The organism is Corynebacterium sp. HMSC065D07, assembly GCF_001810695.1.
GTDB lineage: Bacteria > Actinomycetota > Actinomycetes > Mycobacteriales > Mycobacteriaceae > Corynebacterium > Corynebacterium hesseae.
In genome coordinates this window covers 1-18,650 of sequence record NZ_KV802470.1, presented here as the reverse complement: position 1 = coordinate 18,650, position 18,650 = coordinate 1, and the positions used below count along the sequence as shown (strand labels likewise).

The window sequence follows — 18,650 nt, the reverse complement described above, 5'->3', positions numbered from 1 at the left end:
GGATATGGCGCGCGTCAACGATGTAGCTCGTTACATTCTGGAAAACGTTGATTCTGGTGTAAGCACTATGAAGCTCCAGAAGCTCGTTTACTACGCCCAAGCATGGAGTCTCGTGTGGGATGAAAAGCCCTTGTTCAATTCCCGCATAGAGGCATGGGCTAACGGTCCTGTTTGCCGTGACCTTTATAAGTGCCACCGCGGAGAATTCACCGCGAGCACTGACATGTTTCCCGGTGACTCTACTCAGTTAAATGCAGATGAGAAAGACACCATTGATGCAGTCTTAGCTGCTTATGGTCACTTGAACGGTCAGCAGCTGAGCGATTTGTCTCATAATGAACGTCCGTGGCGCGAGGCGCGCGTGGGCGTTGCAGATGGCGCTCCCTCCACGAACGAAGTCAGCCTAGAGGTCATGCAAGACTTTTACAGTGCCATGCAATCTGCGGCTAGCGCATAACGATGGGAAGCGGAAAGCGTAAGAAAAAGAAGCTTGCGCGCCAAAGGAATAACGCTGGTGGAAAATACGTGCCGCCTCTGGTTGCCACGGCTGATGATAAAAAGGTTCCGGTGAGCGCAACACTAGATGCCTCATATAAGAACGAATTAGTTCGTTGGACGGCTAGGGAGATAGACGAAGTTCCCGGTGCTGGTGACGGGCGCCGGTGGGATTTGAGTGCCAACGAGACAGTGGAACTACTAAAGTTCCTTGATGATCTAACTAAGAAGACTTGGGCGGAGTGTGAAAACGAAGGATCCAAGGGGCACCGACGCAACCATGATCACGCAATAAACGAATTGAGTAAAGCTGCGCAGAATCGACTACGACAGCTGGACCAAAATGAAGAACGAGTCTTCCGTTTTAGATTGAGTGGTGCCTGCCGGTTGTGGGGGTTCCGCTCAGGAAGCCTGTTTCGTGTGCTTTGGTACGACCCGGAGCACAAGGTTTATCCGGTCAAAAAGCGACACACATAACTGGAGCGGCTCCAGTCTTCCGATTGCTGACAACTTTGTTGAAGCTCTTAGTCCTGATGACCGGACCTTTCGTAGGGGCGTCGCCAAGCATTGCCCGTTCCTTCGCTGCACCGGTTTATCGGGACGGCGTTGGTGGCGGTGTTAAAACTGTGGCAAACGAGTTTAGAGTTTTGCGTGTTGCATCTGTTACTCATGTTGTTAAAGCGGTAGTGTGGCGCGCATGAGCCATGCACGTCGCCTTGTTACCGCCGCCGTTACCGCAGTAGCGGCCGTGGCACTGTCCGTATCCACCGCCGTTGCCATCCCGTCCTACGCGCCTTCCGGTGTGGACGTCTCCGGCAATAACCACGCGTCCCTTCGCGGAATCGATTGGGACGCTGTGAAGTCTGATGGCCAGTCCTATGCCTTTGTGAAGGCCACTGAAGGCGTTGGGTTTGTTAACAACCACTTCGTACGCGATGCCAATGCCGCCGCAGCGGCTGGTCTGAAGGTCGGCGCTTACCACTACGCGCGCCCGGCTGGTGATGCCAAGCAGCAGGCAGCGAGCTTCGCCTCCCAGATTGCGCTGGTGCCGACGCAAACCTTGCCGCCGGTGCTGGACATTGAGGTCGATGAGGGCCTGAGCGCAGCTCAGCTGGAGGAGTGGATCGACACCTTCATGACTGAGGTGAAAACCCTAACCGGCCGCACGCCGATGCTGTACACCTACAAGTACTTCTGGATGGGCCAGATGGGCAATTCCACACGCTTCTCCGAGTACCCGCTGTGGCTGGCCGCCTACCAGGACACCGCGCCGGACCCAGTCGGAGGCTGGGACAAGTTGGCCTTCTGGCAGCGCTCCGGCAGCGGCCGCGTTGCCGGTATCGAAACCGATGTTGACATGAACCTCTTTAACGGTACTGAGGCACAGCTGCAGTCCTTCTCCGGTGGCAATTACATCGACTTCGGCGGCATCTTGGATGACATGGTCATCCCGGGTATTGACCTAGGCGACGACGCCGGCGTGCTGATCGCTGGAATCCTGGCTCTGGCAGCGGGTGCTGTGGCCGTGCCGGCCGTCGCCGATGCCGCCAAGAACGCGGGGCTCGATGTCGATGCGACCGGTCTTATCAAGCAAGCGGAAAAGCTGCTTAACGACGGCGTTATTAGCGCCGATGACCTCAAAGACATGTCCAACAATGACGCTAGCGTTGGTGACTTGGCCATCTTCTTGGACAATGCGCAGCACCTGCAGGATGTTGATGCCGATAATGTCAGCCAGCAGGACGTGGAGAACGCCGACCGCGCCGCGCGCAGTGCGGGTCACGCCGCAGGCGTTGCGGTGCCGAATCTCGACTCCAAGCAAGTGGCGGATCTGCTCAATAGTCTGCGTTAATCGCTACGCGGTGATGGGGCGTCGTGGCGCGGATTAGCCCCCTTAAAGAAGCGGCGGGTCCAGGACTCGTCGCGGAAGTGCGCGGGCACCGCACCGGACAGCAGTGGTTTAGCAAGCGCGGCGGCTTGCGGGGAGCCGTCGACAGGCAGCTCGGTGTCTGAGCCGATGAGGATGATGTTGCCGTAGCGCCGGCCTTTGAGCATGGGAGGGTCGGCAATAACGGCGACGTGTGCAAAGACTTCTGCCATTCCGGCGAGTTCTGCCTTCGCCCCTTGCAGGTCGGAGTGGTCACCGCAGTTGGCAACGTAAAGCCCGCCCGGAGTGAGCGTGGCGTGGGCGTGCTGGAAGAACTCTTGGGTGGTGAGAGGCTCCGGCGTGACGGCGCCGGCGAAGACGTCGCGGATGATGACGTCGAAGCGATTCGGAGGGAAGCCTTCCGTCACCGCGCGTGCCTCACCGGCGCGGATTTTCACGCGGGGAGCGGCAGGGATATCGACTAGCTCACGGATGAGCTCGGCCAGTTTCGCGTCGAGCTCCACCACCGTGTTGTGGGAATCCGGCCACAGGTCTGCGAAGTAGCGGGGGAGAGAACAGCCACCGCCGCCCAGGTGGAGCAGGCGCTTGCCAGGCGCTAGGTTTTCTACCGCTGCAGCAATCCAACGCATGTACTCGAATTCGAGGGTGCGTGGCTCTTCGGGGATGAGGTGTGAGGAGGGTACGCCGTTGATGTTGAAGATGAAGGCGCCATCGCGGAACGGGTCGGCTTCGACGACAAGCTCCCCCGTGGAAATCTCGTAGGTGCCCGCGATTGAATCGGTCTTGTTGCGCTTTCTTCCCATAATGCCTTTTAGCTTAGGGAATAGAGCGTGAGTTCAGTGTGTTGGGGTATGGGGTACACCGCGACTAGCCTAAGTGGACGAAAGAAGGAAGAAGGGGAAAGCATGCGAGTATTGGTAGCCATGTCCGGCGGCGTCGATTCCTCGGTCGCAGCCGCACGCGCGGTGGAGGCGGGCCACGAGGTCATTGGTGTGCACCTGGCCCTGCACAAGGATGCGCAGCAGACTCGTGAGAAGGCGCGCGGCTGCTGCTCCTTGGAGGATTCCGCCGATGCCCGCCGTATTTGTGACAAGCTCGGCATTCCTTTCTACGTGTGGGACTTCTCCGAGGAGTTCAAGGAAGCCGTTATTGGTGACTTCGTTGACTCCTACGCCCGCGGCGAGACCCCGAACCCCTGCTTGCGGTGCAACGAGAAGATCAAGTTCGCAGCTCTCCTGCGCAAGGGCATGGCACTCGGCTTTGATGCGGTGGCCACGGGCCACTACGCCACTATCGATGACGACGGCTACATGCGCCGCTCCCTGGATGAGAATAAGGACCAGTCCTATGTGCTGGGCGTTATTACCAAGGAAGAGCTGGACCACTGCTTTTTCCCGATTGGTGATACCCCGAAGCCGCAAATCCGCGAGGAGGCCAAGCGCCATGGTTTCTCCACGGCGGCGAAGCCGGATTCTTATGACATCTGCTTCATCCCGGACGGCAATACCCAGGCCTTCCTGGGTCGTTCCATCGGCCTGCGTCCAGGCATGATCGTGGACACCGAGGGCAATGAGCTCAAGGAACACGATGGCGCGTGGAACTATACCATCGGCCAGCGCAAGGGCTTGGACATCAAGACGCCGACTGCCGACGGCTCCCCGCGCTACGTCACCGACATCGACGCGGCCACCGGCACCGTCACCGTCGGGTCGCGCGCAGACCTGGCCGTGACCCGTATCGAGGCCGACCGCCTGAAGTACCTGCACCCCGCGATGGAAGGTGACTTCGACTGCGAGGTGCAGGTGCGCGCCCACGGTTCCGTCGTTCCCTGCCACGCTCACGTGGACCGCGAAGCCGACCGCATGACGCTGGAACTGAAGGAGCCGCTCTCCGGCGTGGCTCGTGGCCAGGCTGCCGTGCTTTACCTACCGAGCCCGGACGAGCTAGGCGATATTGTCCTGGGCTCCGGCACCATCTGCGGAACCGAGTAGCTTTAGCGAAGCACGCAGTCAGCGATGAGTCGATCGAGTGCCCGAATATCGACTTTGGGCCCGATGTTGATTTTGAAGTGGCCAGCTCGTGTCCAGAGCTCCAGTTCAGCATTTACGTCTAGGAGCTTCCCTGCATTCTCCGTCGACCACATATTAATGGAGGAGTAAGGGAGAGAATAGATTTCGACTTTCTTTCCAGTGAGACCTTGAGAATCTCGGATAATCAATCGGTGGCTAGTGAAGACCGCTGCGTCTCGGACAGTTTTAAATGCGCAGATGGGCTTTTCGTTGGCTGCGAGAACTGACGAAATATCGCTCGGAATCTCGCAAGGAGAATAGAAGGTCCAGCCAGAAAACTGTTCAAGTGCCACGGGAGTATCCTTTACTATCTGCGACTTAGTGGTTTGTGAATTGCATTATAGATGTCGCAGTAGTCTTTGATTCGGTATTAGAAGAAAAACATTCGGGAAGGAGAACGGATGACGGGATTTGCCCTTGGCCCCATGCCCGGCACCTCCATGGCGGAGGCCGCGGACATCATCATGGGGGAGACCGAACTTCCTGCCATCCCGCAGCTGCCCGAGCGTGGCCTCGGTTCCGACGCGGTGGGCCGCACGGCCAGCATGCTGGAGGCCATCTCCATCGACCGCGGCCCGCGCTCGTGGCGCATGACTGCGCGCCCGCAGCTGCTGACCCGCCGCACGTGGGACCGCTTGGAACGCGACCTCGACGAGGTCCAGGAAGTCTGGGGCGAGACCGTGCCTCGCGTCAAGGTGCAAGCACTCGGCCCCTGGTCGCTTGCGGCGAGCATTGAGCTTTCCGATGGTCACCGCGTGCTCACCGACCGCGGGGCCTTCACCGAGCTTGCCGACGCCCTCCGCCACGGCCTCCATGCACACGCCGAGGACGTCGCTAGTCGCTTCCACGGGGAGGTCGTCGTCCAGCTCGACGAGCCCCTGCTTGCCGATATCATCGCCGGCCGAATCCCCGGCACTACCGACTTCGATACCATCCCGGCGGTCCCGGATGAGGTCGCGCTCGACCTCCTACAATCCTTCGAAGCAGACTACCTACACGCCCCACCGCTGTGGTCGCTAGCGCCTGCTGCCACGACCTTCCTCACGGATTTCCGCGGTCTGGAGACCCCGCGTCACCTTGATGGCTTGGGCGAACACCTTAACGCGGGCCACCGGATTGGTCTGGGCATTGAAGGTTCCGATGCCCGCGCGGAGGCTATCGCGTTGGCCCAGCACCTCGACCGCATCGGCATGCCGCGCGACCTGCTCGTCGACCGTTTCGACGTCTATCCCGTCAAGGCCTCCGCCAGATCCCTGCGCTCGGCAACCGAGACCGCCGGCATCCTCACTCGCGATGCCGGTGACCTTTAGTCAACCCGCCCCAAGCTATCCGTCGCGGTGAAAAAAGACTCCATATACGGGATGACGAACTGGAGCTGGCCGTGGGCGGTGGGTTCGATGAGGTCGGCGTCGATAAGCCGCTGGCGCGTGGCCGACAAGGAGCGCACCGTCCGGTCCTGGTGCGCGGCGATGTTCTTGATTTCTGCCGTACCGTCCTCCATGACCGCGCTCATCGCCTCGAGGAAGAGGCGCTGGGCCGGTGGAAGCGAAAGGGTAGCAGGCTGGTGGACTTGGGCACCCAAAACCGAGATAGCCTCGGCTGACACCGCTGCGACGTCACTCTCCTCGATACTGCTCCCACCCTCGCGCTGCGCCTTTCTCCAAGCCAGTGAGCCCACCAGCTGCACCATGTAGGGGTAGCCGCGCGACAGGCGCACCGCCGCTGCTACCGCATCATCGGTGAATTCAAGCCCGGACTGTGCGGCGGTCTCGGTGAAGGCCACCTCGGCGTTCGCGGGGGAGAGCGGGCCCAGAACGAACCTTTGCGCGCGGCGTAGGAAGGTCACGCCCGGCAGGTCCAGCAGTCGGTTGACTCCCTGCGGAAGGCCCGCGGCGACAATAGCGACATCGAGCTCATCGCGCACCAAGTCTTGGTAGGTCACGGCCAGGGAAGTTAGGTCCTCCGCGTATGCGTCCTGTACCTCGTCGATGGTCAACAGCACGCCAGTGCCTTTGAGCATGCCTAAAAGCTCGCGCAGGCGGGTGTTCAACGTGGGTTTGTAGGCTTCCTCAGTGTTGTGCTGGATGCCAATGGTTGCCACACCACCAATGCCGACGCGGTTGACCTTGTGCTTGTCCGCCGGGGCCAGCTTGTCCATGATGCGCGGGATGGTGGTGTCAACGAGCTCGTCAACCATGGAGCTGCGTCCCGAGGCACGCAATGTGATCCACCCGCGACTAGAGGCGATATCTTCTATCTCGTTGAGCAGGACCGTCTTGCCGATACCGCGGGCGCCGCTGATGATGAGCGAGCGGCCCGGGCTGCCTGGTTGGGAGTCAAGCGCTGCGCGGAAGGTGTCGAGCACTGCCGTGCGGCCGACCCAGAATAGCGGTGGAACGCCGAAGGTGGGGCGGAAGGGATTCTCGTGCGGGGACATAGCTTCATCCTAGAGTATTGGGAGATTTGGGAGACTTTTATAAAGGTGGAGATTTGGGAGACTTTTCTGAGGGTGTCGACTAGAGAGACCAACGATCTCCCTAGTCCTCTATGCGTCTCGTCCGGCGCGGATTGCGGCGACGACGTCGAAGTCTCCCTTCATATCGATAGGTGCACGACGGGAGAGTTTGGCCGCCTTTTCTTCGATGGACTTTCTGTTGGCAGTGGATGGGGATGACGCGGCCATAGTGAGGATGTTGCGCACGTAGTCTTCGAGGGAAACACCAGCGTTAGCGGCGCGGTGTTGAAGAGTTGCGATGGTTGTACTGTCTACGTCTGGGATTTCAACGGTGCAGGTAGGGGAGGAGCTCATAGTGCTATCGTACGGGAGCTTCTTGACCAGCGTCTGCGTGGCTAGAAGGCTGCACGGCCTGCCAAGCTACCGCGCCGATGTGTAGCGAGCAGGCTGCGACAAGGGCGTACCACCAGCCAAAACTGACCGAGGTATGCCAGGGCATGACGTAGCCGATGAAGAGTATGGCGAGGATCGCAATCGTTGCGGTGACGAGGCGATTTGCCGTGGAAAGGGGCTTTCGCAGGGCCTTCCATGCGGCCCAGAGCTCCGAAGCGGTGATGACGGCGAGCGCTACGGTGAGGAACATGCTTACTCCTTAGGATGCGAGCTCGTCGAATAGAGCTTGGGCAAGGTCTTCGGTGCCGGCGAGGGAATCGTTGTTGGCGAAGGCGGCGCGTTTGGTTTCCGGATCGATGATGAGCATGGTCGAGTAACCGTAGGTGCCGCCGTTGTGCCAGTACCCAACATTGTCCTCGCTGGGAGGCTGCCAGCCGTAGTCGATATCGCCGTTCTTCATAAACCACTCAGCGAATTTGGCCATGTCACTCGCCGTGGAGCGGATCGCTCCCGCAGGTGCGGAGCCTTCCATCTCCCAGGGGGCAGCGTGGCGGCCGGTGGCGGTAAGTCCCCGTGGAGCGTCGGCAGGCACAGAGCCCGGCGTCATGAGGTAGGTCTCCGTCATGCCGGCCGGTTTGAAGATGCGCTCCTTGAGCATCTGCTCATAAGGCTGTCCAGCGGCGGTTTCCACCATGTGGCCCAAGAGTCCGTATCCAAGATTGGAATAGGACTCTTCGCCGCGGCCCTTCAACTTAGACTTCGTGGCTGCATCCATGATGTCCTCGGTGGTTTCGCCCTCATAAGGGTTGGCGCCGGTAATGGCCGAAATGAGGCTGCCTAGAACATCGTTGCTGGCCAGCCGAGGAAGGCCAGAGGTGTGGTCGAGTAGCTCCCTTACGGTGACGTCGGCGACGGGTGCATCGCCAATCTCGAGGACTTCGCCGACGGTCGTGTCGGGGCTCAGCTTCCCCTCTTCAACGAGCTGGTGGGCTAGCTCGCCGGTAAACATCTTGGTGACGGAGCCAATTTCGACCTCCGTGTGCTCGTCGCTGCCCAGTCCTGCGAAAGTGGCCTTGCCGTCCTGGAGGGTGAAGGCGGTGAGGTTGTGGAAGCCGGACTCTGAGTGCTGTTCCAGCTGGGTGGCTAGGGCTTCGTCGCCAGTCTTGTCTTGTGCCAGCGTAATCCTTTGTGGGCCTGCGACAAGCAGGACGGCGGCAACGGCAATAGCAGTGATAACGGCTAAGACAATTTTGCGCATTAATGGTCCTCGCTTGCGGTGATAATAGTGAGCAGGGGAATGACGCGGGGCGGGCGGATGGAGTATTCGCCGCCAGACTTCGTGGTCCAGCCCACATGAGTTAGAGCGCTCAAGTGGTGGTAAGCGGTGCCAGTGGAGGAGACGATGTTTTCTTCGACAAGCTCGGCGGCGGTGGCGGGTGCGGCGAGGAGGCGGCGGAGGATTTCGCCGCGGACGGGATGGGCCAGCGCGGAGAGGCGCTCGAGATTCTCCGCCCAGCTCTCATCGGTAACGAACGTGGTGGGGCGCTGCCATTGATAGGCGTACGAGCGCTTGCCGACGTTTATGTTGCCGCCAAAGATGACGGAACCGTCGGGAAGCTGCTCGTTGGGTGCGAGGGCGTCGACCAGCCAGTAGGTCGAGTCTTCTTCAGCGGTGGTGGGTGTAGGTCTGGCGTCGGCAGTGTTCGTGCGCCCCTCGAGCGCGGCGACGCGCGCTTCAAGCTCGGCGAGGCGTGCTTCGACTGTTGTGTCCATGGTTTCTAGAATTCCAGAAATCTAGAAACCTGGCAAGGATTAGTTGAGGATTGGGTACTGGAGTTAAGAAATCATCGGCCACGCGGTGGAGACATCCGAGGCATCCCGACCGCGTCCTTCCAGGTACTTCTTGAAGGACTCGCGGTCCTTGTACCACTCGACGGCCTGGTATTCCATGAGCTCGTTGGTGTCCATCTGTGCTAGCTCGGGGAAGTGCTGGCGCACTTGCTTCCAAGCGACGCGGGCGGCCGCGAGGGCGTCGGCAGTAGCCTCATGCGCGTTGCTCAGCTCCACGCCGTAGTGGGCGGAGACCTCCTCCAAGGTGCGCTTGCCCTTGCGCCACTTGTCCTTCACCCGGTCGATGACGAAAGGATCGAATACCGGACCATTGACCGTGAAATCCCCGGTCAGCGCGCGCAGTACGGAGAGATCGTAGGCGGCATTGTAGACAATGAGCGTAAGACCTTCCTCCCAGGCCTGGTAGATGGCATCGACCGTCTCCTTGAGGATTTCGTCGTGCGGGCGACCCTCCGCGCGGGCCTTCTCAGTAGTGATGCCGTGAATCTTCGCGGCCTCCTCGGGGATCTCCACGCCAGGGTCAGCGAGCATTTCCCGCTTGTCTACTTCGCGCCCGTCGATACGAACCAGGGCAGAGGTGACGATGCGGGCTTCTTTGGGCTTTACGGAGGTGGTCTCGAGGTCGAAGGAGAGCATACGGGTGGCGTCGAAGTTCATGGACAACACTCTAGCGCCCGGCTCGGACATGCACTGTGGAAGTCCTGCAGAATGACGGATATAGAACTGCAGAATGACGATCAATATCTTGCAGAATGACGGACAAAGCCTTGCAGAATGACCAACTGCAGGTAGAGTGCTATTTATGGAACGGTATATTAGACGCGGTATGGAAGGTTTTGCCCGAGAAGCATTGACCTTCTCACCCGTTGTCCACGTCACGGGCGCACGGCAGGTTGGCAAGTCGACGTTGACAAGGCATCTCGGCCTTGAACGTGCTGTGTATGTAACGCTGGATGAACCCGCTGCTCTCTCACTAGCGGAAGAGGATCCGATGACCTTTGTGCAGCAAGGTGGTGACGCAACGCTGATTATTGATGAAATTCAGCGGCTTCCCGAGCTCACACTGCCGTTAAAAGCCGAGGTGGATAGGAACCGCCGGCCAGGTCGATTTATCATTACTGGTTCATCAGATTTTGCTCGGGGAGTGGGTAAGAAGGATTCCCTTGCAGGAAGAATTATTGATCTCCATTTGCACCCACTGAGCCAACAAGAAATTTGTGAAACCGTCAGTGACGGCGCCTTTGTAGATAGGCTCGATGAGCTCGTCGAATTGCCTGTGCGTTCTGTTCCTACGGAACAAGTAGATCGAGCTGGCTTGGTGGACAAAGTGCTGAAGGGCGGCTATCCGGTTGCATTAGATCTGCAAGATCGTATGCGCCGAGCTTGGTTCGAGTCTTATGTTTCACATGTCACGGTGATTGAAGAAACCCTATCCCGGGAAAGCGCACAGCCGGGAAGGTTGCAATCGTTGTTGCGACTACTCGCAGCACATCAGGCGGGGGAGTTAGTTCCGGCGAAGCTCGCGCGTGAAGCGGAAATCCCAGCGTCCACTGTCCGCTCCTACCTCGATACATTGTCAAGGCTGTTTCTTTCCTCACAGGTGAAAGCGTGGAAATCAAATCTGACGTCGCGAGAAATATCCAAGCCCAAAAGTTGGGTCACTGATTCCGGTCTGGCTTCCTGGTTAGCGGGGCAAACTCGAGACATGCTCATGAATCCGCTGGTGCAGTCGCATCTAGGGCATTTAGTGGAAGGGTTTGTCCTTCAGGAACTTTCTGCCCAGCAGGGTTGGGCTGAAAGTCAGCATCAGCTGCTCCACTGGCGTGATAGTGCCGGGATGGAAGCGGATGTTGTCATCGAATTCGCGGACAATAGCATCGCTGCGCTTGAGGTTAAATCCGGTGCGACAGTCAAGGCAGGACAGGTTCGGCATTTGCGTGCACTGAGCGAGAAACTAGGGCCCCGTTTCCGTGGAGGATTTGTCTTGGCTCCGATTCCCTATGTGCAGCCCTTGGGAGACAAACTTTGTGCGCTACCGATGTCATATTTGTGGCGTGGATAGGACGTTTGGCCAGGAACATGCTGTGTCCGGCAGCCCCGCTACACTAGTGACTCGTGAGTGATGCAGTAGATATCCAACGCGAATGGTCCGAGCTTGCCCAGGAAGTGCGCAAGCACCGCGAGCTGTACTACAACGGCGAGCCGGCGATCCCGGATGCGGACTTTGACGCCCTTTTCCAGCGCTTGCTGGCGCTGGAAGCGGAACACCCGGAGCTTCAAACTCCGGATTCGCCTACCCAGCAGGTGGGCGCTGCCCCGGAGGGCGCCGTTGACATCGAGCACCTGGAACGCCTGTACAGTTTGGACAACGTTTTTAGCGCTGACGAGTTGCAGGACTGGCTGGACCGCACCCCGGCAAAGGCCTATCTCACCGAGCTCAAGATTGACGGTTTGTCCATCGATTTGGTCTATCGTGACGGCAAGCTTGCCACGGCCGCCACGCGTGGTGATGGTCGCGTGGGTGAGGACATCACTGCTAATGCGCGTGTTATTCCCGATATCCCACGTGAGCTGACGGGCAGCGAAGAATACCCGGTTCCCTCCCTGGTAGAGGTCCGCGGCGAGGTGTACATGCGCCCGGATGAATTTGAGGAAATTAACTCCGCACGCCGCGAGGATGGTAAGCCCACCTTTGCCAACCCCCGCAACGCGGCCGCGGGCGGACTGCGCATGAAGGACCCGGAGGACGTCAAGAAGCGCCGGCTCCACATGGTCTGCCACGGCATCGGCGCGCGCGAAGGATTCCAACCAGCCTCGCAACACGACGCCTACCAGGCCTTGGAGGCATGGGGATTCCCGGTGTCGCCTTATACCCAGCGGGTCACCACCGCCAAGGAGGTTCAAGAGCGCGTGACCTACTGGGAGGAACACCGCCACGATGCTTACTTCGAGATGGACGGTCTCGTCATCAAGGTCGACGACCTGGCCAGCCAGCGCTCCTTAGGAGCGACTTCACGTGCGCCACGTTGGGCCATCGCGTATAAGTACCCACCGGAGGAGGTCACCACCAAGCTTCTTAACATTGAGGTCGGTGTCGGTCGAACGGGGCGCGTGACGCCTTTCGCCATCATGGAACCAGTCTTTGTCTCCGGCTCGACGGTTTCCATGGCCACCCTGCACAACCAGTTCGAGGTCAAGAACAAGAACGTCCTCATCGGGGACACCATTGTCATCCGCAAGGCCGGAGAGATCATCCCTGAGGTTCTCGGCCCCGTCCTAGACAAGCGCGATGGCAGTGAGACCGATTGGGTCTTCCCGGAGAACTGCCCTGCATGCGGCACGAAGCTGGCACCGCAGAAGGAAGGCGACCAGGACTGGCGCTGCCCGAATACCCGCAGCTGCCCAGCGCAGCTGGCGGCGCGTCTGGAGTATTTGGCCTCCCGCAAGGCGCTTGACATTGGTGAGCTGGGGGAGAAGGCGGCGGCGGACTTGATTTCTTCCGGAGTGCTCGTGGACGAGGCAGAACTCTTTGATCTCGATGAAGAAGCACTCCTTAAATCCTCGGTCTACACCACCCAGAAGGGCGCGCTCAACGCCTCGGGCAAGAAGCTGCTGGAGAACCTCAAGACCGCCCGTCAGGCTGAGTTCTGGCGAGTGCTCGTAGCGCTGTCCATCCGCCACGTTGGCCCCATTGCCGCGCGTGCGTTAGCCACGCGGTTCGGCTCCATGGAGGCGCTGCGCGCGGCATCGGTGGAGGAGCTGGCGGATACTGATGGCGTGGGTGGCATCATCGCGGAATCCTTTAAGCAATGGTTCGAGGTGGACTGGCACGACAACATCGTGCAGAAGTGGACCGCCGCCGGGGTGACCATGGAGGAAGAATCCAGCGATAAGCCCGCGCAAACGCTGGAGGGAATCACCGTGGTGGTGACCGGAACCCTAGAGAACTACAGTCGCGATTCCGCTAAGGAGGCCATCATCTCCCGTGGCGGCAAGGCCTCCGGGTCGGTGTCGAAGAAGACCAACTATGTCGTCGTCGGAGAAAACGCCGGTTCAAAGGAACAGAAGGCCCGCGACCTTGGCTTGACCATCTTGGATGAGGAAGGCTTCAACCGCCTCCTTGAAACGGGCGAGGCATGAAGTTAGCCGCCTTCGACCTGGACGGCACTATCTACTTTGATGGCCACATGCCCGAAGACGTGCCGGAGGCGATTGCCGGTTGGCGCGCTGCGGGCAACCTTGCTGTCGTGGCCACGGGCAAGTCTCCTCATTCTGCTCGGCGTGCACTAGAGCCTTTTGGCGTTGACTTTGACTACTACCTGCTCTGCAACGGCACCGTCATCATGGATGGCTCTTATGAGTTGCTCTACGAAAACCATGTACCGCCCGAGGTGGTTCGTGCCGTGTATGAGCGGGTGCATGACACACCAAAGCTCGACCTCTACTGCACACGTTTGACAGGCCCGGACGGCTACCTCGTGCGCAACGTGGCGGGCGTGCACAACCCCATCATCAGTGAGCCCGTGCCGGTCCCGCCGTCACGCATTGAGGAAGAGGTCTTCCCGCTTGTTGCCGCCTGGACCCCGGGCAACCCAGACCTGCAGAGGAAGATCGCGCAGTGGGTCACGGACCGCTTTCCGGTAGGTACCGCGATGAACCGCAACTTCTTCGACATCATGCCGCCCGGTCACGACAAGGGCTTTGCCTTGACTTGGCTGCTTCGTCACCTGGAAGTTGAGCGCTCTAACATTGAGCTCATCACCTTCGGGGACGGGCACAATGACCTGCCCATGCATGCGCTTGCCGACGTCTCCCTCACCTTCCCCTGGGCGCAACCCGACATCCACAAGGCGTGCTCAGCGGTTGTGGACTCAGCCTTTGAAGGTCTAATACACTACGGTTCATGAAGATTGCGGCTTTAGACATGGATGGCACTGTTTACGTCAACGAAGACATAACAGAGGCCACACAAAAAGCCATCGCTGAGTGGCGTGCCGCAGGCAACTTGGCCGTCTCCGCGACGGGCAAGTCCATCGCCAATGCGCGCAACACACTCGAACCCTTCGGCGTGGAGCTGGACTACCACGTGCTCTACAACGGGACAGTCATCACCGGCGGCGACTATTCCATCCTGCACGAGGAGCATCTGCCGAGTGAGGTTGTGCAGTCCATTGTCGCTCGTTTCACCGGCCTGCCGTTGAATATCTACCTCACAGGCTTGTCTGGAGCCGACCAGGTAGCGTGGGATGGCCTCGCAGGACGCGAGTCCTCCATGGTGGCGAATACGGAAGTGGTGGATCCGGGGGACGTCGCCAAGCGCAGCACTGTGTTGTTGTCCCTGTGGATCCCTGGCAACCCTGAGCTGCGCCGCGAGGTGGACGAGTGGGTCCGCGAGAATTGTGCCGTCGAATCATCCTTTAACTGCGATTTCTACGACATCATGCCACCTGGCCATAACAAGGGTGAGGGCTTGACGCGGTTGCTTGATCATCTCGGCCACGAAAAAGCTGAACTCTACACCTTCGGCGATAGCTTCAATGATCTCTCGATGCACTCTATCGCCACCGAGTCCTTCACGTTCCCGGGAACGCAGATCACCGAAGAGGTGGACCACGTGGTCCCCGATGTCGCCGCGGGACTCAACTCGTTGCTTGCCCGCTAAGTAAGAAACGCACCCAAGATGGCACCCAAGTCACCCAAGTGCTCAACTTCGGAGGCGAGGTAATCGGGTCCACCAACGCGGCCCATCACCACCACGTAGTTCGTTCCCACGAGGGGAGCAGCGGCCAGCGCGGATTCGATGAGCGTCCAGGATTCCGGAATCCACGTGTCCTTTTCAGGGTTGAGCACGCGAGCCGTTGTGATGTTGAGGTCGGTGGGGATCGAGCCGTCGTCGGCAGGCGCGGCGTCCGACGCGGCGATGCGGCTGATGTTCTCGTCGTTCGCGATGACAATGGCCCAATTGGACGTCAGCGCCTTGGGGATGGCGGCGCAGACTTCACTCATTGCGGCCGTCACGTTGCGTTGTGCGGCAACCTTGGCCAGCACGTGGATTTGCCCGCGGCGGTCAACGCGACCGCTGAAGGGGCGAATGGAGTCGACCTCGACTCCTTCCACGGTCTGTGCTGCCGTGATGATCTCATCCGCCATGGTGGACTGGGGGAGATCCAAGACGATGTCATCCATGACCGTACCGTCTGGGAAATTCTCCACAATGTCGACGGAGCGGATATTTGCCTCGATGCTGCCCATCGCGTTGGCAAGGAGGCCAAGGCTGCCGGGGGTGTCAGGGAGTAGGACACGGACGAGGTACGACATATCGTTCTTTCTGGGGAAGGTGAATAAGTAGGGAGGGGATATTTGGCTTTCTAACTCGATCGATGTTACCCAACCTGTCGAATACTATTCAATAGTATGAGCTTCACTTAGGGGAGGAGTGGTGGTGGCGCGGCAACAGCTGTGCAGTACCATGGGTGCTTAGCTATCAACCGTCTCAATGAATAAAAGGATGGAGTTCGCGTGTCTGATATTTCGCGTGACGAGGTCGCGCACTTGGCAAAGCTGTCGCGATTGGCCCTGAGCGAGGAAGAACTGAAGCAGTTCGCCGCGCAGATCGACGAAATCGTGGACTCGGTGTCCGCGGTGGGCAAGGTCGAGGCTGAAGGTGTGGAGCCAATGTCGCACCCGCACTCCGTACATGCTCCAATGCGTGAGGACGTTATTGTGCGCACCCTCACCGCCGAGCAGGCCCTGGACCAAGCGCCGGCAGCTGAAGATGACCGCTTCATGGTTCCGCAGATTCTGGGTAGAGGAGACGAATAAGAATGGCACAATTCATTGCGCCCACCGAGGGCATTACCGCACTGACCGCCGCCGAGCTGGCTGAGAAGATTCACTCCCGTGAGCTCACCTCCCGCGAAGTTACTCAGGCATTCTTGGATCGCATCGCGGAGACCGATGGCGAGCTCAACGCCTTCCTCCATGTTGGCGCGGAGGAAGCACTGGCGGCTGCCGACGCCGTCGATAAGTCCCTCGACGCCGGCGAAGAACCCGCCTCTGCTCTGGCTGGCGTGCCGCTGGCGCTCAAGGATCTGCTCGTTACTACCGACGCCCCCACGACCGCCGCCTCCAAAATGCTGGAGGGCTGGGTGTCACCTTATGACGCTACGCTGGTGACCAAGCTGCGCGAGGCAGGTATCCCGATTCTGGGTAAGACGAACCTTGATGAGTTCGCGATGGGCTCCTCCAATGAGAACTCTGCTTATGGCCCTGCGCACAACCCCTACGACACGGAGCGCACTCCGGGCGGCTCCGGTGGCGGCACTGCTGCGGCTCTTGCCTCGGGCCAGGCTCCGCTGGGTATCGGTACTGACACTGGTGGCTCGATCCGCCAGCCTGCTGCACTGACCAACACCGTTGGTGTCAAGCCGACGTACGGCACGGTGTCGCGTTACGGCCTCATCGCAGCTGCAAGCTCTCTGGACCAGGCAGGTCCGACTGCCCGCACGGTTCTGGATACCGCACTGCTGCACGAAATCATTGCTGGACACGATTCTTTTGATGCCACCTCCGTGGATAAGCCGGTTGCCCCGGTAGTCGCCGCCGCTAAGGAAGGCGCCAATGGCGACCTTTCCGGCGTCAAGGTTGGCCTGATCAAGCAATTCGAGCGCGACGGCTGGCAGCCGGGCGTGATGGAGGCCTACCACGCTGCGGTTGAGCAGTTGAAGAACCAGGGCGCGGAGATCGTCGAGGTTGACTGCCCGCACTTCGACGATGCACTAGCTGCGTACTACCTCATCATGCCGTGTGAGGTCTCCTCCAACCTGGCCCGCTTCGACGGCATGCGCTACGGCCTGCGTGTGGGCGATGACGGAACCCACTCCGCGGAAGAGGTTATGTCTCTGTCCCGCGCTGCTGGCTTTGGTCCTGAGGTTAAGCGCCGCATCATGCTGGGTACCTACGCGCTATCCGTCGGATATTACGACGCCTACTACCTTCAAGCACAGCGTGTGCGCACCCTCATTGCACAGGACTTTGAGCGCGCTTTCGAACAGGTCGATGTCCTTGTTTCCCCGACCACGCCGACCACGGCCTTCAAGCTGGGGGAGAAGGTTGAGGATCCGATGGAGATGTACAACTTCGACCTCTGCACCCTGCCGCTGAACCTTGCCGGCGTGTGCGGCATGTCTGTACCCTCCGGCTTGGCGTCTGACACCAATCTGCCGACCGGCCTGCAGATCATGGCTCCGGCGTTCAAGGATGACCGCCTGTACAAGGTTGGTGCCGCCTACGAAGCAGGGCGCAAGTAGCGCACAGAACTGCACCTTGTAGTGCTCCTCAGCCGGTGACCTTTCACGGAAACGTGGGAGGCCGCCGGTCTTCGTCGTTTTATTCGACGGTGGATGTGTTCTTGGCTTCTTGTCCTTTCGGTTGTTTGGAGTGGTGTCGTCGTTTGATTCGACGAGGGCTAGGCCCCTGTTCTTCGTCATCGTCGTCGTTTGAATCGACGGGGTTTAGAAGGGGATGTCCTCGCCGTTGTCAGTGTCGGTGTTGGTCTTGGTTTCGGCTTTAGCTTTGGCTTGTTGTTGTGCGTAGTCGTCGAGTTCTTGTTTGAGGTGTTGGGCTTCTTCGCGCACACGTTTCCTGGTGGCGGTGATGTGTTGGGCGACTGTTTGCGCCCACCGTTTTTGTTTTGGTGCCAGGGGTCCTTCTGCTTCGTTGATGGTCCAGGTACCGTCAGCGAAAAGCCAGATAACATCCCCACTGTAGGGGTCCAGCAGGTATTTTAAGGTGCCATCGGTTTTCATATTGTGGTGTCCTTGGCATAAGCATGCCAGGTTCTTCGGATGGGTTGGCCCGCCTTCAGCCCAGTTGTGCCGGTGGTCAAGCTGGGTAAGAAAGGCTGGTTTCTCACACCCGCCGACCCGGCAGGTCCCGTCGCGGCCTTCGACGTGTTTGCGCATGACAACACCTGGCTGGTAGCCGTCTGCTTCGGCTACCTCGCCGGTTAAGTCCCGGGTTTTATCATGCGGCATAGCCTCTTGCCGCCAGCCAAAGCCTTCAATGAAGGTCGGGGCATTCTCAATATCGCAGGCTTGGTAGGTGTGTAAAACTACGGTGGCTGGTGGTTGTATTTCGCCGCTTAAGAGTTTGATGACCGCTTCAGCAACAGTGATTCCTTCTTTTGCGGCGGTTGTGTGGATGAAGGCATCGAGTTTAATGCCGGTGTCTTCCCCAACCTGGAGTTCCAGCCAGGCAGAGGTTCCGTTGGAGGAGAAACGGTAGGTGTCTTTGGGGCGGGTGTCGCGAAAAGCAATGGAGTCGTCCAGGATTTTACAGATGTCGCGGACTTTGCGCCTGATTTGGCTGCGGGTAGGAAAAGCCTGATTGGGTTTCGAAGGGGTGAAGAAGTCAGCCAGGATGGTGTCGATAAAATCCAGGGTTTCATCCGTCAGGGCCGTCAGGGCTGACATGGGTTGGTCAATAGCAATCAAGGACT

General features: G+C 59.4%; 20 protein-coding genes. 10 read left to right on the top strand and 10 right to left on the bottom strand.

Annotation, left to right across the window (positions count from 1 at the left end):
• Positions 1-4: 4 nt before the first annotated feature.
• Both HMPREF2760_RS08540 and HMPREF2760_RS08535 read left to right on the top strand, forming a co-directional pair.
• Entirely contained in the window at positions 5-457 is a 453-nt protein-coding gene (locus HMPREF2760_RS08540; protein ID WP_070531141.1) for a Panacea domain-containing protein, read from the top strand.
• 735 nt (positions 458-1,192) lie between these two features.
• The gene (locus HMPREF2760_RS08535; protein WP_070531264.1) at positions 1,193-2,347 is read left to right on the top strand and encodes a glycoside hydrolase family 25 protein; all 1,155 of its coding nucleotides are present in this window, start codon (positions 1,193-1,195) and stop codon (positions 2,345-2,347) included.
• Here the strand turns inward: HMPREF2760_RS08535 and HMPREF2760_RS08530 are convergent.
• Positions 2,344-3,186, bottom strand: a complete 843-nt coding sequence (locus HMPREF2760_RS08530; RefSeq protein ID WP_070597062.1) for a spermidine synthase — start codon at positions 3,184-3,186, stop codon at positions 2,344-2,346. The two genes, HMPREF2760_RS08535 and HMPREF2760_RS08530, sit on opposite strands and share 4 nt — an antisense overlap.
• A gap of 102 nt (positions 3,187-3,288) precedes the next feature.
• Between HMPREF2760_RS08530 and mnmA the strand changes: the two genes are divergently transcribed.
• Positions 3,289-4,374 (top strand): tRNA 2-thiouridine(34) synthase MnmA, encoded by a 1,086-nt coding sequence (mnmA, locus tag HMPREF2760_RS08525; protein WP_070565066.1) that lies wholly within the window; start codon positions 3,289-3,291, stop codon positions 4,372-4,374.
• Positions 4,375-4,376: 2 nt separating this feature from the next.
• Here mnmA and HMPREF2760_RS08520 read toward each other — a convergent pair whose 3' ends face one another.
• Positions 4,377-4,745 carry a PH domain-containing protein gene (locus HMPREF2760_RS08520; RefSeq protein ID WP_070565063.1) on the bottom strand — a complete coding sequence of 123 codons (369 nt, stop codon included), beginning with the start codon at positions 4,743-4,745 and terminating at the stop codon, positions 4,377-4,379.
• 108 nt (positions 4,746-4,853) lie between these two features.
• On the opposite strand from HMPREF2760_RS08520, the gene HMPREF2760_RS08515 reads away from it, so the two are divergent.
• The gene (locus HMPREF2760_RS08515) at positions 4,854-5,762 is read left to right on the top strand and encodes a uroporphyrinogen decarboxylase/cobalamine-independent methonine synthase family protein (RefSeq protein ID WP_070597061.1); all 909 of its coding nucleotides are present in this window, start codon (positions 4,854-4,856) and stop codon (positions 5,760-5,762) included.
• Here HMPREF2760_RS08515 and HMPREF2760_RS08510 read toward each other — a convergent pair.
• The 6 genes from HMPREF2760_RS08510 to HMPREF2760_RS08485 form a co-directional block, all read right to left on the bottom strand.
• Complete coding sequence (locus HMPREF2760_RS08510) at positions 5,759-6,889, bottom strand: ATP-binding protein (RefSeq protein ID WP_070531133.1); 1,131 nt, start codon at positions 6,887-6,889, stop codon at positions 5,759-5,761. The genes HMPREF2760_RS08515 and HMPREF2760_RS08510 overlap by 4 nt on opposite strands.
• A 108-nt stretch (positions 6,890-6,997) precedes the next feature.
• Positions 6,998-7,261 carry a FitA-like ribbon-helix-helix domain-containing protein gene (locus tag HMPREF2760_RS08505; RefSeq protein WP_070531131.1) on the bottom strand — a complete coding sequence of 88 codons (264 nt, stop codon included), beginning with the start codon at positions 7,259-7,261 and terminating at the stop codon, positions 6,998-7,000.
• A gap of 4 nt (positions 7,262-7,265) precedes the next feature.
• Positions 7,266-7,550 carry a hypothetical protein gene (locus HMPREF2760_RS08500; RefSeq protein ID WP_070531130.1) on the bottom strand — a complete coding sequence of 95 codons (285 nt, stop codon included), beginning with the start codon at positions 7,548-7,550 and terminating at the stop codon, positions 7,266-7,268.
• Between the two features lie 9 nt (positions 7,551-7,559).
• Entirely contained in the window at positions 7,560-8,558 is a 999-nt protein-coding gene (locus tag HMPREF2760_RS08495; RefSeq protein ID WP_070531129.1) for a serine hydrolase domain-containing protein, read from the bottom strand.
• Positions 8,558-9,073 (bottom strand): ArsR/SmtB family transcription factor, encoded by a 516-nt coding sequence (locus tag HMPREF2760_RS08490; RefSeq protein ID WP_070597060.1) that lies wholly within the window; start codon positions 9,071-9,073, stop codon positions 8,558-8,560. The genes HMPREF2760_RS08495 and HMPREF2760_RS08490 overlap by 1 nt, the downstream gene beginning before the upstream one ends.
• 63 nt (positions 9,074-9,136) lie before the next feature.
• The gene (locus tag HMPREF2760_RS08485; RefSeq protein WP_070597059.1) at positions 9,137-9,808 is read right to left on the bottom strand and encodes a 3'-5' exonuclease; all 672 of its coding nucleotides are present in this window, start codon (positions 9,806-9,808) and stop codon (positions 9,137-9,139) included.
• A 145-nt stretch (positions 9,809-9,953) separates the two neighbouring features.
• On the opposite strand from HMPREF2760_RS08485, the gene HMPREF2760_RS08480 reads away from it, so the two are divergent.
• The 4 genes from HMPREF2760_RS08480 to HMPREF2760_RS08465 are packed head-to-tail and all read left to right on the top strand — an operon-like array spanning position 9,954 to position 14,813.
• Positions 9,954-11,213, top strand: coding sequence for an ATP-binding protein (locus HMPREF2760_RS08480; protein ID WP_070597058.1), 1,260 nt, complete (start codon positions 9,954-9,956; stop codon positions 11,211-11,213).
• 53 nt (positions 11,214-11,266) lie between these two features.
• On the top strand, positions 11,267-13,291 hold the full coding sequence (gene ligA, locus HMPREF2760_RS08475; RefSeq protein ID WP_070563070.1) for an NAD-dependent DNA ligase LigA: 2,025 nt from the start codon (positions 11,267-11,269) through the stop codon (positions 13,289-13,291).
• A complete protein-coding gene (locus HMPREF2760_RS08470; protein ID WP_070563073.1) occupies positions 13,288-14,058 on the top strand; it encodes an HAD family hydrolase in 771 nt (256 codons plus the stop codon). The genes ligA and HMPREF2760_RS08470 overlap by 4 nt, the downstream gene beginning before the upstream one ends.
• Positions 14,055-14,813 (top strand): HAD hydrolase family protein, encoded by a 759-nt coding sequence (locus HMPREF2760_RS08465; RefSeq protein WP_070525254.1) that lies wholly within the window; start codon positions 14,055-14,057, stop codon positions 14,811-14,813. The genes HMPREF2760_RS08470 and HMPREF2760_RS08465 overlap by 4 nt, the downstream gene beginning before the upstream one ends.
• Here HMPREF2760_RS08465 and HMPREF2760_RS08460 read toward each other — a convergent pair.
• Complete coding sequence (locus tag HMPREF2760_RS08460; RefSeq protein WP_070525255.1) at positions 14,810-15,469, bottom strand: ACT domain-containing protein; 660 nt, start codon at positions 15,467-15,469, stop codon at positions 14,810-14,812. The two genes, HMPREF2760_RS08465 and HMPREF2760_RS08460, sit on opposite strands and share 4 nt — an antisense overlap.
• Positions 15,470-15,670: 201 nt before the next feature.
• Between HMPREF2760_RS08460 and gatC the strand changes: the two genes are divergently transcribed.
• Complete coding sequence (gene gatC, locus HMPREF2760_RS08455; RefSeq protein WP_070597057.1) at positions 15,671-15,973, top strand: Asp-tRNA(Asn)/Glu-tRNA(Gln) amidotransferase subunit GatC; 303 nt, start codon at positions 15,671-15,673, stop codon at positions 15,971-15,973.
• Positions 15,974-15,975: 2 nt separating this feature from the next.
• Positions 15,976-17,460 carry an Asp-tRNA(Asn)/Glu-tRNA(Gln) amidotransferase subunit GatA gene (gene gatA / locus HMPREF2760_RS08450; protein WP_070597056.1) on the top strand — a complete coding sequence of 495 codons (1,485 nt, stop codon included), beginning with the start codon at positions 15,976-15,978 and terminating at the stop codon, positions 17,458-17,460.
• 204 nt (positions 17,461-17,664) lie between these two features.
• Here the strand turns inward: gatA and HMPREF2760_RS08445 are convergent.
• On the bottom strand, positions 17,665-18,650 hold a 986-nt coding region (locus HMPREF2760_RS08445), incomplete at its 5' end, for an HNH endonuclease signature motif containing protein (RefSeq protein WP_148138855.1).